The organism is Aminobacter sp. 01T433 (assembly GCF_056398585.1).
This window is the reverse complement of sequence record NZ_JBFTPR010000003.1, coordinates 361,954-375,225: the sequence shown is the minus strand read 5'-3', so window position 1 is coordinate 375,225 and position 13,272 is coordinate 361,954. Positions and strand designations below refer to the sequence as shown.

At 63.4% G+C, this 13,272-nt stretch carries 11 protein-coding genes; 9 read left to right on the top strand and 2 right to left on the bottom strand.

Going from position 1 to position 13,272, the window contains the following annotated elements; all coding sequences use genetic code 11:
• Positions 1 to 30 precede the first annotated feature (30 nt).
• Positions 31 to 1,425, bottom strand: a complete 1,395-nt coding sequence (locus tag AC1DLV_RS07120) for a metal-dependent hydrolase family protein (protein ID WP_476798846.1) — start codon at positions 1,423 to 1,425, stop codon at positions 31 to 33.
• 165 nt (positions 1,426 to 1,590) lie between these two features.
• Between AC1DLV_RS07120 and recO the strand changes: the two genes are divergently transcribed.
• From recO to AC1DLV_RS07095, 5 genes are all read left to right on the top strand, one after another.
• Positions 1,591 to 2,352 carry a DNA repair protein RecO gene (gene recO / locus AC1DLV_RS07115; protein WP_476798845.1) on the top strand — a complete coding sequence of 254 codons (762 nt, stop codon included), beginning with the start codon at positions 1,591 to 1,593 and terminating at the stop codon, positions 2,350 to 2,352.
• Between the two features lie 139 nt (positions 2,353 to 2,491).
• Positions 2,492 to 5,212, top strand: a complete 2,721-nt coding sequence (locus AC1DLV_RS07110; RefSeq protein WP_476798844.1) for a DUF2339 domain-containing protein — start codon at positions 2,492 to 2,494, stop codon at positions 5,210 to 5,212.
• Between the two features lie 247 nt (positions 5,213 to 5,459).
• On the top strand, positions 5,460 to 6,092 hold the full coding sequence (locus tag AC1DLV_RS07105) for an outer membrane protein (protein ID WP_476798843.1): 633 nt from the start codon (positions 5,460 to 5,462) through the stop codon (positions 6,090 to 6,092).
• A gap of 177 nt (positions 6,093 to 6,269) precedes the next feature.
• Complete coding sequence (locus tag AC1DLV_RS07100) at positions 6,270 to 6,710, top strand: hypothetical protein (protein ID WP_476798842.1); 441 nt, start codon at positions 6,270 to 6,272, stop codon at positions 6,708 to 6,710.
• A 271-nt stretch (positions 6,711 to 6,981) separates the two neighbouring features.
• The gene (locus AC1DLV_RS07095) at positions 6,982 to 7,611 is read left to right on the top strand and encodes an outer membrane protein (protein WP_476798841.1); all 630 of its coding nucleotides are present in this window, start codon (positions 6,982 to 6,984) and stop codon (positions 7,609 to 7,611) included.
• 136 nt (positions 7,612 to 7,747) lie between these two features.
• Here AC1DLV_RS07095 and AC1DLV_RS07090 read toward each other — a convergent pair whose 3' ends face one another.
• Complete coding sequence (locus tag AC1DLV_RS07090; RefSeq protein ID WP_476798840.1) at positions 7,748 to 8,989, bottom strand: MFS transporter; 1,242 nt, start codon at positions 8,987 to 8,989, stop codon at positions 7,748 to 7,750.
• A 236-nt stretch (positions 8,990 to 9,225) separates the two neighbouring features.
• Between AC1DLV_RS07090 and AC1DLV_RS07085 the strand changes: the two genes are divergently transcribed.
• The 4 genes from AC1DLV_RS07085 to AC1DLV_RS07070 all read left to right on the top strand — a co-directional run bounded on the left by AC1DLV_RS07085 (position 9,226) and on the right by AC1DLV_RS07070 (position 13,268).
• Positions 9,226 to 9,744 (top strand): sigma-70 family RNA polymerase sigma factor, encoded by a 519-nt coding sequence (locus tag AC1DLV_RS07085; protein ID WP_476798839.1) that lies wholly within the window; start codon positions 9,226 to 9,228, stop codon positions 9,742 to 9,744.
• Positions 9,741 to 10,529 (top strand): anti-sigma factor family protein, encoded by a 789-nt coding sequence (locus AC1DLV_RS07080; protein WP_476798838.1) that lies wholly within the window; start codon positions 9,741 to 9,743, stop codon positions 10,527 to 10,529. Before AC1DLV_RS07085 ends, AC1DLV_RS07080 begins: the two co-directional genes overlap by 4 nt.
• A 175-nt stretch (positions 10,530 to 10,704) precedes the next feature.
• Positions 10,705 to 11,811 carry a peptidase C39 family protein gene (locus AC1DLV_RS07075; protein WP_476798837.1) on the top strand — a complete coding sequence of 369 codons (1,107 nt, stop codon included), beginning with the start codon at positions 10,705 to 10,707 and terminating at the stop codon, positions 11,809 to 11,811.
• The gene (locus AC1DLV_RS07070; protein WP_476798836.1) at positions 11,808 to 13,268 is read left to right on the top strand and encodes a RimK family protein; all 1,461 of its coding nucleotides are present in this window, start codon (positions 11,808 to 11,810) and stop codon (positions 13,266 to 13,268) included. The genes AC1DLV_RS07075 and AC1DLV_RS07070 overlap by 4 nt, the downstream gene beginning before the upstream one ends.
• Positions 13,269 to 13,272 lie beyond the last annotated feature (4 nt).

The window sequence follows — 13,272 nt, the reverse complement described above, 5'->3', positions numbered from 1 at the left end:
ACCCGGCCGCCGTGGCGACGCGGCGGCCGGTCACTTCGCCAGCGTGTTCTTGTAGACCTTGCCGTCTTTCATGATGATGGAGAAATTCTTGTCGGGCTCGGCGACAAGATTGAGGTCTTCCAGCGGATTGCCTTCGACAAGCAGGAGGTCGGCGAGCGCGCCTTCCTCGACGACGCCGAGCTTGCCGGGATAGGGGTTGATGAAGCCCGACAGCGCCATCAGCTCGCCATTGTCGCCGGTGGCCATCTTGAGCGCTTCGGCTGGCGTGTACCATTTGGCGAGGCTCGCCAGTGCTGCGCCCTGACGGCTGGCAGCAACCGGGTCGAACAGGATGTCGGCGCCGAAGGCCGTCTTGACCTTGTATTTCCTGGCCAGCCTGTAGGCGTTGTCGGTACCGTCGAACACTTGCTTGGCCCGTCGCTGGGATGACGGGTCCATGCGCGCAAAGACGTCCGGGTCATAGGTCAGCGGCTGCAGGCTCCACCAGATGCCCTTTTCGGCCATCAGCTTGACTGTTGCATCGTCAAGCAGCTGGCCATGGTCGATGACCTTGACGCCGGCGCGGATCGCCTGCTGGACCGAGGGCGGGGTGTAGGCATGCACGGTGACATAGGTGCCCCAGTTCTCGGCCGCCTCGACTGCCGCTCGCAGCTCCGGCTCGGTGTACTGGATGGATTCAATCGGATTGTGGGCGGGCGAGTTGACGCCGCCGCCGGCCATCAGCTTGACCTGGCTTGCGCCCAACCTGAGTTGTTCGCGTGCGCGCAGCCTGACCTCGTCGGGGCTATCGGCGATGGCGGCAATGCCTTCGCGCTCGGAAAAACTCAGCGGTCCGCCGGGGTTGCGGGGGAGCTCGTAGAGAAAGCGGAAATCGCCATGTCCGGAGGTCTGCGAAATCATCGCGCCCGAGGGATAGATGCGCGGGCCAGGCGTGACGCCTTCGTCGATGGCGCGCTTGAGCCCGAAGACCGGCCCGCCGAGATCGCGGATGGTGGTGAAGCCGCGCATCAGCGTTGCCTCCGCCTGGCGCGCCGCCAGCAATTGCAGATAGGCGGGGTCGGCCGTCATCAACAGCGGCTGCGGCGTGGCGGCCATGAAGGCGTGCCAGTGGGCGTCGATCAGGCCGGGCATGAGCACGCGGCCATTGCCGCCGATCAATTTTGCCTCGCCGCCGGCCTCGATCGGCGCTTGTGAAATCCGCTCGATGATGTTGCCCCTGACCAGCACGTTGGAAGGCTCAGAGAGCGTGGTGCCTTTGCCGTCGAAGATCCGGACGTTCTCAAACAGGGTTACGTCGGTGGTGACAGGAAGTGGGGGAGGTGCCGTCTCCAGGTCATCGATGGCAAAACTGGCCTGGCCAAATCCGAGCAGAAACCCAACTACGGCCAGCGGCAGTCGAAATGGCGTAACCAGCTTGCGAAACATATCTGTCCCCCGATGGAAGAGCGCGACCGCCCCTCGCGTTCGACACCTTCGGGATCATGCACGCTCAGCACTCGCCATGTCCATGCCGAAGGCAGGATGCTCTCTACATGGCTTTGGCCCTGCAATGTTCTTGATTTCGCCACCCAACCGGCTGATGGTCCGGCCATGGAATGGCGCGACGAAGGAATCATCCTCGGCACCCGAAAGCATGGCGAAACCTCCGCCGTGCTCGAGGTGATGACGCGTGCGCATGGCCGGCATCTCGGGCTGGTGCGCGGCGGCCGCTCGCGCAAGCAGCAGCCCGTGTTGCAGGCGGGAAACCGCGTCGACCTTGTCTGGCGCGCCCGGCTCGACGAGCATATGGGCACCTTCCAGGCCGAGCCGATCGAGCTCAATGCCGCCAGGCTGATCGACAGTGCCATTGCCGTCTATGCCTTGCAGACACTGGCAGCGCATCTGAGGCTACTGCCCGAACGCGACCCGCATGCAGCACTTTACGAGACGTTGGCGATCCTGATCGATCACCTGAACGAAGCCGAGGCGGTCGGTGAGCTGGTGGTGCGCTTCGAGCTTCTGGTGTTGGAAGAACTCGGCTTCGGCCTCGACCTTTCCGAATGCGCTGCCACCGGCACGGTCGAGGAGCTGACTTATGTCTCGCCGAAATCAGGCCGGGCAGTGTCGCGCACGGCCGGCGAACCCTGGCGCGACAAGCTGTTTGCCCTGCCGCCCTTTTTGCGACGCGGGGCACGGCAAGGTGCCGACCTCAAAGCCATCGAGGATGCTTTCAGGCTGTCGAGTTTCTTTTTTGCTCGCCATGTCTATGAGCCGCGCGGGATCGATGTTCCCGACGCGCGGAGCGGGCTGCTCATGGCACTGCGCAAATTCTACGCTGCCCAAGCCATCTCCCATGGAGACACTGCCGCATGAGCGAAGTACCTACAGCAGCCCTGTCCAAGGCCATGCCGAAGGACAAGGACGGCAAGCTGCGCGCTTGCGGCACCGAAACATGCCTTCCCGCAGCCAATCTGGCGGCGCGGTGAGCAGGCCAATCTGAGGGGGAACGGCCATGCTTGAGAGCCTTTTGGGCGTCATCGCCATTGTCGCGCTGATCATCGTCATATCGAAGCAGCAAAGCCGTCTTGGCCTGCTCGAACGTGAATTGGGCGCACTGCGCAACCTAGTGCTGTCGGGGGCGGTTCCAGCGCCGGTCGCGAAGGCGCCGGAAACTTCGGCGGAGACGGTGAGCGCGCCGATCTCGCCCGAGGCGCTGGCGACTGCAACGGTGGACAAGCCTGAGGCCGAGCCAGCAATGGCGGCTGCCGCCGCCGAAACTGCCGTCAGCAAAGAATTGCCGGTCGCAGCACAAGCCGAGCCGGGCGAACCGGGACCGTGGAGCGCCAAGCCTGCGCCCGCTGAACCAACACCGGCGCGTGAAAGACCCGATATCGAAACCGCGCTTGGCACGCGCTGGGCTGTGTGGGTCGGCGGCTTGGCGCTGGCCTTCGGCGGTGTGTTCCTGATCCGTTACTCGATCGAATCCGGCTTCTTCGGCCCCGGCGCGCGGCTGACCATGGCCGCACTGTTCGGGCTCATCCTGGTTGGCGGCGGCGAATTCATCCGCCGCACCGGCTTTCGCGTGCCGATCCAGAATGGCGGCAGCGCCTATATTCCGGCGATCCTGACGGCTGCGGGTGCGTTTACCCTGTTCGGCGCCATCTACGCCGCGCATGGCATCTACGGTTTCATCGGCGCTGGTCCGGCCTTCACCCTTTTGGGCATCGTCGGCGTGGCGACCATTGCCGCGGCCCTTGCGCACGGCCAGGCGCTGGCCGGCCTCGGACTGCTCGGCTCGATGGTGACCCCTGTTCTGATCTCATCGACGGCGCCGAACTACTGGGCGCTGTTTGGCTACCTTGCCATCGTTTTGGTTGCGACAGCAGCCGTTGCCCGGACCCGCAGATGGTCGCTGCTGATCGGGGCTGCCTTCATCGGCACCGGCCTGTGGACGCTGCTCTACCTCGCCGACGCACCGCTGGCGAGCTTCGCCATCGTGCTGTTCATGAGCGCTGTGACACTCGCAGCGCTTGCCTGGTTGTGGCTCGGCCGCAGCGACGAGGAGACAGAACTCGACTGGCCCTCGATGGTGCCGGCGTTCTTTGTCGCCGTCACCGCGCTGGTGCTGTTCATCCACCCGACCTATGCCGCCCTTGGCGGCCCGTTGCGCGGCACCCTGCTGCTGCTCGGCATGCTGGCGGTAGCACTTTACCGTCCGGCCGCAGTGTCAATGCTTTTCGCAGCCGGCTTTGCCGTGGTGCTCATCTACCTGCGCAACGCCATCGGCGGCACATTCGACCTCGAGTTGCCTATTGGTGGGCTGACGGTTGAAGGCCTGCCGATCGAGGTCGCCGGTTCGACGCTGACCCGCATCGGCTGGGGGCTTGGGCTGGTCTTTGCCGGCGCGGGCTTCTGGAACGCCAGGCGGCAGGTGGTGGCCGCACCCTTGCGTGCCGCGAGCTGGGCCGGATGGGGTGTTGCTGTGCCTTTGGTGGTGCTGTTTTCGCTCTGGATCGCTTACGGCAATCCTGATCGCGACCTTGTGCGCGCGCTTGTCGCGGCGGTGCTGGTCGCTGCATTTGTCGCCGGCGGCGAATGGATCGCGCGCGGCGAACAGCCGCCTTTGACTGGTGGGCCGGCCGTTTCCTTCGCGCTGGGCGGGGCAGGGGTGGCGTTGTTGCTGGCGCTGCATATGGGCTTCGGCTCGGGCTTTACGACCGTGCTGCTCGGCCTGGCGGCCGTGGTCCCGGCGCTGGCAACCCGCCAGCGGATCTATCCGGTGCTAGGCTGGCTGAGCGTCGCCGCCGCCATCGCCGTGCTGGCGCGTGTGGCTTTCGATCCGACCATCGTCGGTGCCGATGTCTTGGGTAGGACGCCTGTGTTCAACTGGCTGCTGCCAGGCTACGGCATCCCCGCGCTCGCCTTCGGCTTTGCCGCCTGGCAACTTGCGCGCACCACCAATGGCCGGCCACGTCTGGTCATGGAAGCGGTGGCAGCACTGTTTGCGCTGCTGACGGTGGCCATGCTGGTGCGCCACGCGATGAATGGCGGGGTCATCACCTCCAACGCCCCGACCCTGGCCGAGCAGGCGATCTACACGCTGATCTCGCTCGGCGGCGCGGCTATCATGGTGGCGCTCGACATGCGCTCGCCAAGTGCCGTGCTGCGCTACGGTTCGCTTGGCATGGGCGTGCTTTCGGTGCTGTTCATCCTTGCCCAGCATTTCGTGGTGCTCAACCCGCTGTTCACCGACGAGGCCACCGGTAGGATTCCGTTCTTCAACCTTCTGTTCCTTGCCTATCTGCTGCCGGCGGCGGCAGCAGCCGGGCTCGCATTTTACGCAAGGGGCAAGCGGCCGAAATGGTATTCGGCGATGCTGGCGCTGGTCGCGGCACTGCTCGCCTTCGCCTATGCCACGCTGTCGGTCAGGCGGCTGTTCCAGGGCGAGAATATCGCCCTGTGGGCCGGGCTAGGGCAGGTCGAGACCTACACCTATTCGGCACTTTGGCTTGCCATGGGCGTCGGGCTTCTGGTCGCCGGCGTGACATTGAAATCGCAGGTCCTGCGCATCGCTTCGGCAGCGCTGATCTCGATTGCGGTGGCAAAAGTCTTCCTGTTCGACATGTCGGAACTCGAAGGCGTCCTGCGCGCGCTGTCCTTCATCGGACTGGGTGCGGTGCTGATCGGCATCGGGCTGTTCTATCAGCGGCTGCTGACACGCGCGGCACGGTAAGACAGCCCAGATGCGCAAGGATCGCTTAATGAAGATTACTGAAAGATTACCGATAAATAGTTGATTTTATTATATTCGATGCAATGTTGCTGCAATGCAGAAGGCGCAGTTTCCGCTCGCAACCAAATAGGCTGCACGGGACTTCGCCGGCGGGTTCTCCCCCCGTTGCCGCCGCGTCGATGCCCCGTCAACGGGCTGCGAGGCATTTGCTTCGCAGCCCAACGTCAATGTCGGAGCAAGAATTATCATGTCCAAGCGAAATCTGTTTGTCGTTGTATTCGCTGGCCTAGCGCCTTTTGCCATGCCCGCGATGGCTGCGGATGTGGCCCAGAATTACGCCCCCCAGCAGTTTTCCGATGCGCCTTATGACTGGTCGGGCGTCTATGCCGGTGTTCACCTCGGTTCCGCGTCCTCGGGCTTTCCCAACCCGTTCGCGGACAAGAGCGGCTGGCAGTTCGGCGGTCAGGTCGGCACCAACTTCCAGTCCGGCGCCATGGTCTACGGCGCCGAGCTCGAAGGCAGCTACTCCAAAGGTTCGAAATACGACCTCGGTCGCGGTGCCGAACTCCAGCGCACCTGGAACGGTGCGGCCAAGGTCCGCGCCGGCGTCGCCCTCGACCGCACGCTGGTCTACGGCACGGCCGGCTACTCCATGGCCAAGTTCAAGGGCAAGGGTAACGTCATTTCCGACGACAAGTGGGAAGGCGGCTACCTGGTCGGCGGCGGTATCGAACAGGCCTTCGATGGCGGCATTTCGGCCCGTGCCGAATACAACTACGTCAACTACGGCGACGTGAACGCCGTGCTCAAGGGCGGCGCCCGTACCAGCGCCGACGCCGCCAGCCACAGCGTCAAGCTCGGCCTGAACTACCGCTTCTAGGCCCGGCTGCCGAAGATCGGCATCGATTTTCGAAACGGATCAGACGCTGGTCCAAAGTGCTGCGGCGTCCTTTGCACCTCCAGGGAGGGCGCGCAGCACTTTCCAGCGTATCGAAGACAGTCCCCCTCCCAATCGGCCTGTTTTCGATGATCGGGTGATCCCAGAAAAGAGAGCGTGATGTTGTTTGCAAAACCGCTTGCCTGCCTGTTGACCGCAAGCCTTCTGACCAGCCTTCCCGCGCATGCCGGCAGCCGAAACGTCACGGCGGCTGCCTCGGTACAACTGGTCGGCGACAGCTATTACTACGACGATGACGACGACATCGATTGCTCGTGGCCGCGCGACCGTTACGAGCGCCGGCAATGCGACCGGTGGCGTGACCGTCAGGATCGCCACGAACGCCGCAAGCGCTACAAGGATAGCGACGTTGAAGCCGCGATCGGCCTTGGCATACTTGGCCTTGCGGTGGGCGCCATCGTTGCCGGATCGGTGGCAGAGCAGAACGCCAAGGAGCGCCGGCGCGAAAAGTGGAACGGGCCTTGCCACCAGCGCTATGGCTACGACCGGCGCAGCAACACCTTCATCGGCCACGGCGGCCGCCGCTTTTATTGTAGCTGACTACTCCTGGCGCCAGCACTGCCGGCCGTGCGACCGCCTGCGCCGTTAACTAGCGGTTAACATTACTGAAAGATTGCCAGCCAAGATCGCTTTTTATTCGAATTGCGCAAGTTTTCGGCAACGGATCAGGGCGAAGTTCCGCCCGCGTCAATGATATGGCGCACGGGATTCGGCTCGCGGACTTCCTCCCATTGCCGATGTGTCGAAGCCCCGTCACAGGACCGCGAAGTCTCGGGCGGCGCGGTCCCAAGCAATGTCGGAGCACTACATCATGTCCAAGCGAAATCTGCATTTCGTTCTCTTCGCTGCCCTCGCAACCGTCGCCATGCCCGTCGTCGCCAATGCGGCCGACGTGGCATCGGGTTATTACCAGGAAAGCACCGGCGCCTATGACTGGTCTGGCGTCTATGGCGGTGCCCATGTCGGCGTTTCCTCGGACGGCTTCCCGAACCCGTTCTCGAGCAAGACCGGCTGGCAGCTTGGCGGCCAGGTCGGCACCAACTTCCAGTCCGGAATGTTCGTCTATGGTGCGGAGGCCGACGCCAGCTTCTCCAATGGCACTCGCCACAACATCGCCAATGGCGCCCAGCTGGAGCGCAAGTTCGATGCCGCAGCCAAGGCGCGCGCCGGCGTTGCCCTTGACCGCACGCTGGTCTACGGAACCGCCGGCTACGGCGTGACCAAGTTCACGCCCAGGAGCAATGTCACTTCGGGCAACAACTGGGAAGGCGGCCTGCTTCTGGGCGCAGGCGTGGAACAGGCGATCAGCGACAAGGTCTCGGCGAAGATCGAGTATAACCGCGTCGACTACGGCAAGGTGCGCTCGACCGTCGGTGGCGCCAAGCAAGCCGACGAACTCGACAGCAACACGGTGAAGGCCGGACTTAACTACCGGTTCTGAGTCGACGAGGCATTTCCGAAGGCGGGCATGCCAGCCATGCCCGCCTTCTTCGCCTATGCCTGCGCCAAGGCGCTCTACAAGGGCAATGATTTTTCCCAGACCGATCTGGCCTGACACGGTCAGGCCAGCGATGGTGTCACTCCGCTGGCGCCAGCACTGCTGGCCGTGCGACCGGGCGTTCCTTGATCGGCCAGTGCACGGCGGCGGCGAACAGGCCAAGGATCACGCCGAGCCACCAGACCGGATTGTAGGATCCGAAATGGTCGTAGAGGTAGCCGCCGAGCCAGACGCCGAGGAACGAGCCGATCTGGTGCGAGAAGAAGACGATGCCGCCGAGCATGCCGAGATGGCGGGTGCCGAACATGATGGCGACGAGGCCGTTGGTTGGCGGCACGGTCGACAGCCAGAGCAAGCCCATGATGATGGCGAAGACCACGACGCTTGTCGGTGTCTGCGGCAACAGCAGGAAGGCGGTCACCAGTACCGAGCGTGCGATGTAAATCCAGGCGAGGAAGTGCGGCTTTGAATATTTCTGGGCGATGACCCCTGAGGCGAGCGAGCCGATGACGTTGAAGAAGCCGATCAGCGCCAGCGCGATCACGGCATAACGCGCGTCGATGCCTATATCCCTGATATAGGCAGGGAAGTGGGCGGTGATGAAGGCGACCTGGAAGCCACAGACGAAAAAGCCGGAGGTCAGCAGCAGGTAGCTCTTGTGGCCGAAAGCTTCGGACAGCGCCTGGCCGAGCGTCTGGTCGATCTCGGCTTGAGATACCTTGCCCGAGCGCGCATTGCCGACCAGCGGAATCGCCAGCGCCGGGATGATCAACATGGCGATCGACATGTAGACAAGCGTGTCGGACCAGCCATAGGCGTCAATCAGTCCCTGGCTGATCGGCGCAAAGATGAACATGCCGGCGGAACCTGCTGCGGTGCCGATGCCGAACACCATGGAGCGGTTTTCAGGGTTGGTGTTGCGGGCGAACGCCGCCAGTACGATGCTGAAGGAGCCGGCGGCAACGCCGAGACCGACAAGCACGCCACCGCTCAGATGCAGCATGGTGGCGCTGTCGGCATGGGCCATCAGATACAGACCGAGCGCATAAAGGACAGCACCCAGCGTCAGCACGCGCCAGCTGCCAAACTTGTCGGCGATGGCGCCGAAGATCGGCTGTCCAAGGCCCCAGCACAGGTTCTGGATTGCCATGGCGAGACCGAAGGTGGTGCGGTCCCAGCCTTTTTCGGCAAGCATGGGGAGCTGGAAGAAGCCCATCGCCGAGCGCGGGCCGAAGGTCAGCGCGGCGATCAGGCAGCCGCAGATGATGATGAGCCAGGGAACGCTCGACTTCGACCTGGTGCTTGCTGCTGCTGCCGTCATCGTCGCATCTCCCGTGGGAGCGCTTCTCTAGCCGATCCGGTGCGATGTTCAAAATCAATTGAACTAGTGCAATGCTTCAAGAATTCTGATGTGTCGGGAATAAACGCAGCACAGCAAGCGTTGGTTGTGTGCTTGGGTGACTGGGGTGGCAAGCCGCCAACAGTCAGAATGCTTGCGCCGCGCGCACAACGCGCGTTCAATCGGCATGTTCAAAGGGCGACTTGCGATCCGCGGTCATGGAAGAAAAGAAGGCAGCGATACTTCAGGAGATCCCCCGTTTGCGCCGGTATGCGCGCGCGCTTCTGCGCGACCGCGACGCCGCCGATGACCTCGTCCAGGACTGCCTCGAACGCGCGCTGTTGCGTATGGACAACTGGCGAACCGGAGAAAACCCCAGGAGGTGGCTGTTTACGATCATGCATCATCTATTCATCGACCAAATGCGCAAGGTGAACCGGCGCGGCGAGGCGGCGATGCTGCCGCTCGATGCCTCGGAAGCGTTGGCAACACCGGCGACGCAGGCCGAAAGTGTCGCCTCGCGCGAGATCGTCGATGCGCTGCAGGCGATCAGCCCAGACCGGCGCGCCGCGCTGGTGATGGTCGCCATCGAAGGTTTTTCTTATGCCGAGGCCGCAATGATGCTGGGCGTGCCGGCCGGCACGCTGATGTCGCGCATTGCGCGCGGACGCGAGGAACTGCGCGGACTGCTTGACGATCAGGCACGCCGGCGGACGATAAGGATCGTCGAGAAATGAACGCGCGCGCCTTTACCGATCGCGATATCCACCTGGCGCTTGACGGCGAGCTGCCGGAGGACGAACGCGCCGCCTATCAGGCCTGGCTGGAGGCCAACCCCGACATGAAGGCGAGGAGCCAGCGCTATGCCGCCGACAATTCGGCATTGCGCGATATCTTTGCCGGCGTGCTCGACGAAAATGTGCCTTCGCGGCTCGAAGCGGCGGTCAATGGCGAAACGCCCAAGCGCAAGGAGGCGCCGCAGCGCTGGCGCATGGCGGCGGCTGCCGCGCTGCTGGTCGCCGGTGGTCTTGGCGGCTATTTCGCAGGCGCAGGCGGCCTGGGCTCTGGTTCCGACACCGACGACCGCATGGCTCAGCTGGCAATCGCCGCGCATCAGACCTTTGCCGCCGACAAGAACCGGCCCGTCGAGGTCGATGGCAGCAACCCGGCCTATCTGACCGGCTGGCTGTCCAAGCGCACCGGGCTGAAGCTTGTGGCGCCGGACCTGACCAAGAACGGCTTTACGCTTCTCGGCGGTCGCCTGGTGCCGGCGAATGGAAGTACGGCGGCGCTCATGCTTTATGCCGACGCCGAGGGCAACCGGATTTCGGTCTATGTCACCACCGAAGGCACCGAGCGCTCGAAGGGCACGGTCACACTTGCCAGTGGTGGGCCCGAGGCCGTCTACTGGCAGGACAAGGGCTATGGCTGCGCCATCGTCGGCACGCTGCCAGCGGAGCAGATGGGTGTGGTCGCCAAGGATGCCTACATGCAGTTGATCGCCGGCGCGGGCATGACCTGAGCGCGGGTGCGTCCTTCTCGATTCACTACGAGATTCATATGCCCAGCAGCCCCTCGGCCATGTCACAATATGGCCCGAATCGAGGCGTGACTGCGCTGGAACGGCGAGCGCATGAGTGCTTCGCAGGATGCATCTTTGGGGCAGTCTTCCGCCCAATCGAGGTTCTCAGGTCCGCATGGCTGCCGACATTCGTACGGCCCGCGCAGATGATGTCGATGCGCTCTGCGCCATCGAGAACGCCGTCTTTGAAGGCGACAGGATCTCGCGCCGCTCATTCCGCCAACTGATCGATCACGAGACCGCGCAAGCGCTTGTCGCCGAAAGCGACGGGCGTGTCGCCGGCTACGCCATGGTGCTGTTTCGCAAGGGCAGCGGCGTGGCGCGGCTTTATTCCTTTGCCATCGCGCCCGATTTCGGCGGCAAGGGCATCGGCCGCAGCCTGCTCGACGCGGCCGAGCATGTTGCCTTCGAGCATGGCCGCATGATGCTGCGGCTCGAGGTGCGCGAGGACAATGCCCGCGCCATCCGCCTCTACGAGCAGAATGGCTACCGCAAGATCGGCCAGGAGCCCGACTACTACGAAGACGGCATGACCGCGCTTCGCTATGAAAAGACGCTGCGCGGCGACGTGCCGGTGGCGACCAAGGTGCCGTTTTACGCGCAGACCTGCGACTTCACCTGCGGCCCGTGCTGCCTGATGATGGCTATGGCCAATTTCGACCGTGGGTTTGTGCCCGACCCGATCATGGAAGTCAGGCTGTGGCGCGAGGCAACGACGATCTTCATGATGTCGGGGCCCGGTGGCTGCGAACCCTTCGGGCTGGCGGTCGCAGCACACGAGAGCGGCCTGGGCACCGAGATTTTCGTGTCCTTTCCAGGTGCGCTGTTTTTGCAGTCCGTGCGTAGCGCTGAAAAGCGCCGGGTGATGGAACTGGCGCAGGCCGATTTCCGCAACCGCGCCGAAAAATACGCCATTGCCGTGACTTACCGCCCATTCGCGCTCGAGGACATCAGGGGAAAGCTGGCCGAGGGCAAGCTTGTGCTGGTGCTGATCTCGGGCTTCCTGATGTTCGGCAAGAAGGTGCCGCACTGGGTGCTCGCCATCAGCGACGATGGCGGCCACATCCTGATCCATGATCCGTGGATCGAAGACGAGCAGCGCGAGACAGCGTCCGACGCCGCCAACATTCCTGTTCCCTACGACATCTTCATGCGCATGGCGCAGTTCGGCCGCGATGGCCTGCGCGCCGCAATCATTCTCGGAAAGCCTAGCAAACGATGACCTGGGTCATTCTTACCGGCCGCCAAAGCGATCTCGACCAGGCGGCGACGCCGCACAAGATCATCACCAATCGCGACTATCTCGCCCATCCGGCGCTGTTTCGCGGCCAGCGGCCGAAAATCATCAACCTGTCGAACCGATATACCTATCAGAGCCGCGGCTACTACGCCTCGCTGCTTGCGGGCTCGCGCGGCCACAAGGTGATCCCCACCGTCGAGACCATGATCGATCTGTCGGAGCGCAAGCTCTACGAAAACGCGCTGCCGGAACTCGAGCTGGCGCTCAACAAATGCCGTAAGGATTTGGGCGGTACGTTTCCGGCGAAGGTGACCGTCTTCTTCGGCGTAGGACCTGCGAAAGCCTGGGACCGCTTCGCCCGTTTATTGTTCGACTGGTTCCGCGCACCGGCACTGGAAGTGGTGATCAAGGACGGCGAATGGGCCTCGATCCACAAGATCGGCTTCGCCACCCTTGGGCGGCTCGACGACGCCGACAACAAGCGCTTCGTTGCGGCGCTGGATGCCTATACCAGTCGTGAGTGGCGCGACACCAAGGCGCGCACGCCCTCGCGCTATACCTTCGCCACACTGATCGACCCCAACGAGCAGATGCCGCCGTCTGAAATATCGTCGCTGCGCTACTGGTCGCGCATCGCCGAAAAGATGGGCGTCGAGGTCGAGCCGATCACCAAGAAGGACCTGGCCAAGCTCGCCAACTACGATGCGCTGTTCATCCGCGAGACGACGTCGATCTCCAACCACACATACCGCTTCGCTCGCCGCGCCCAGCAGGAAGGCATGCCTGTCATCGACGATCCGTTGTCGATGATCCGTTGCACCAACAAGGTCTATCTCAACGAGCTGATGGCCTACAACAACGTGCCGGTGCCGCCGACTGTCATGATTGCGGGACCGTCTGATCTGCGACTGGCGGCCGACACGCTCGGCTTTCCCCTGGTGCTGAAGATCCCGGACAGTTCGTTTTCGCGCGGCGTCAAGAAGGCGTCGAACTTCGATGAGCTCAAGGCGCTGGCGACCTCGTGGCTTGAGGATTCCGACCTGCTGATCGCCCAGAAATTCATGCCGACGGAATATGATTGGCGTGTCGGCGTGCTCGGCGGTAGGCCGCTGTTTGCCATCCATTATCTGATGGCCAAGAAGCATTGGCAGATCGTCAATCACGACCGCGCCGGCAAGCCCGACGAGGGCGGCATGAAGACGTTTACGCTGAAGAACGCGCCGGCCCATGTCATCGACACCGCCGTGCGCGCGGCGCGCTGCATCGGCGACGGGCTTTACGGCGTCGACCTCAAGGAGACCAAGGACGGCGTGTTCGTCATCGAGGTCAACGACAATCCCAATCTCGACCACGGCGTCGAGGATTCGGGCGAGAAGGACGAGGTCTGGGTGCGCCTGACCCAGTGGTTCCTCGACCGGCTGGAGCGCAACGGCAAGTAGCCTC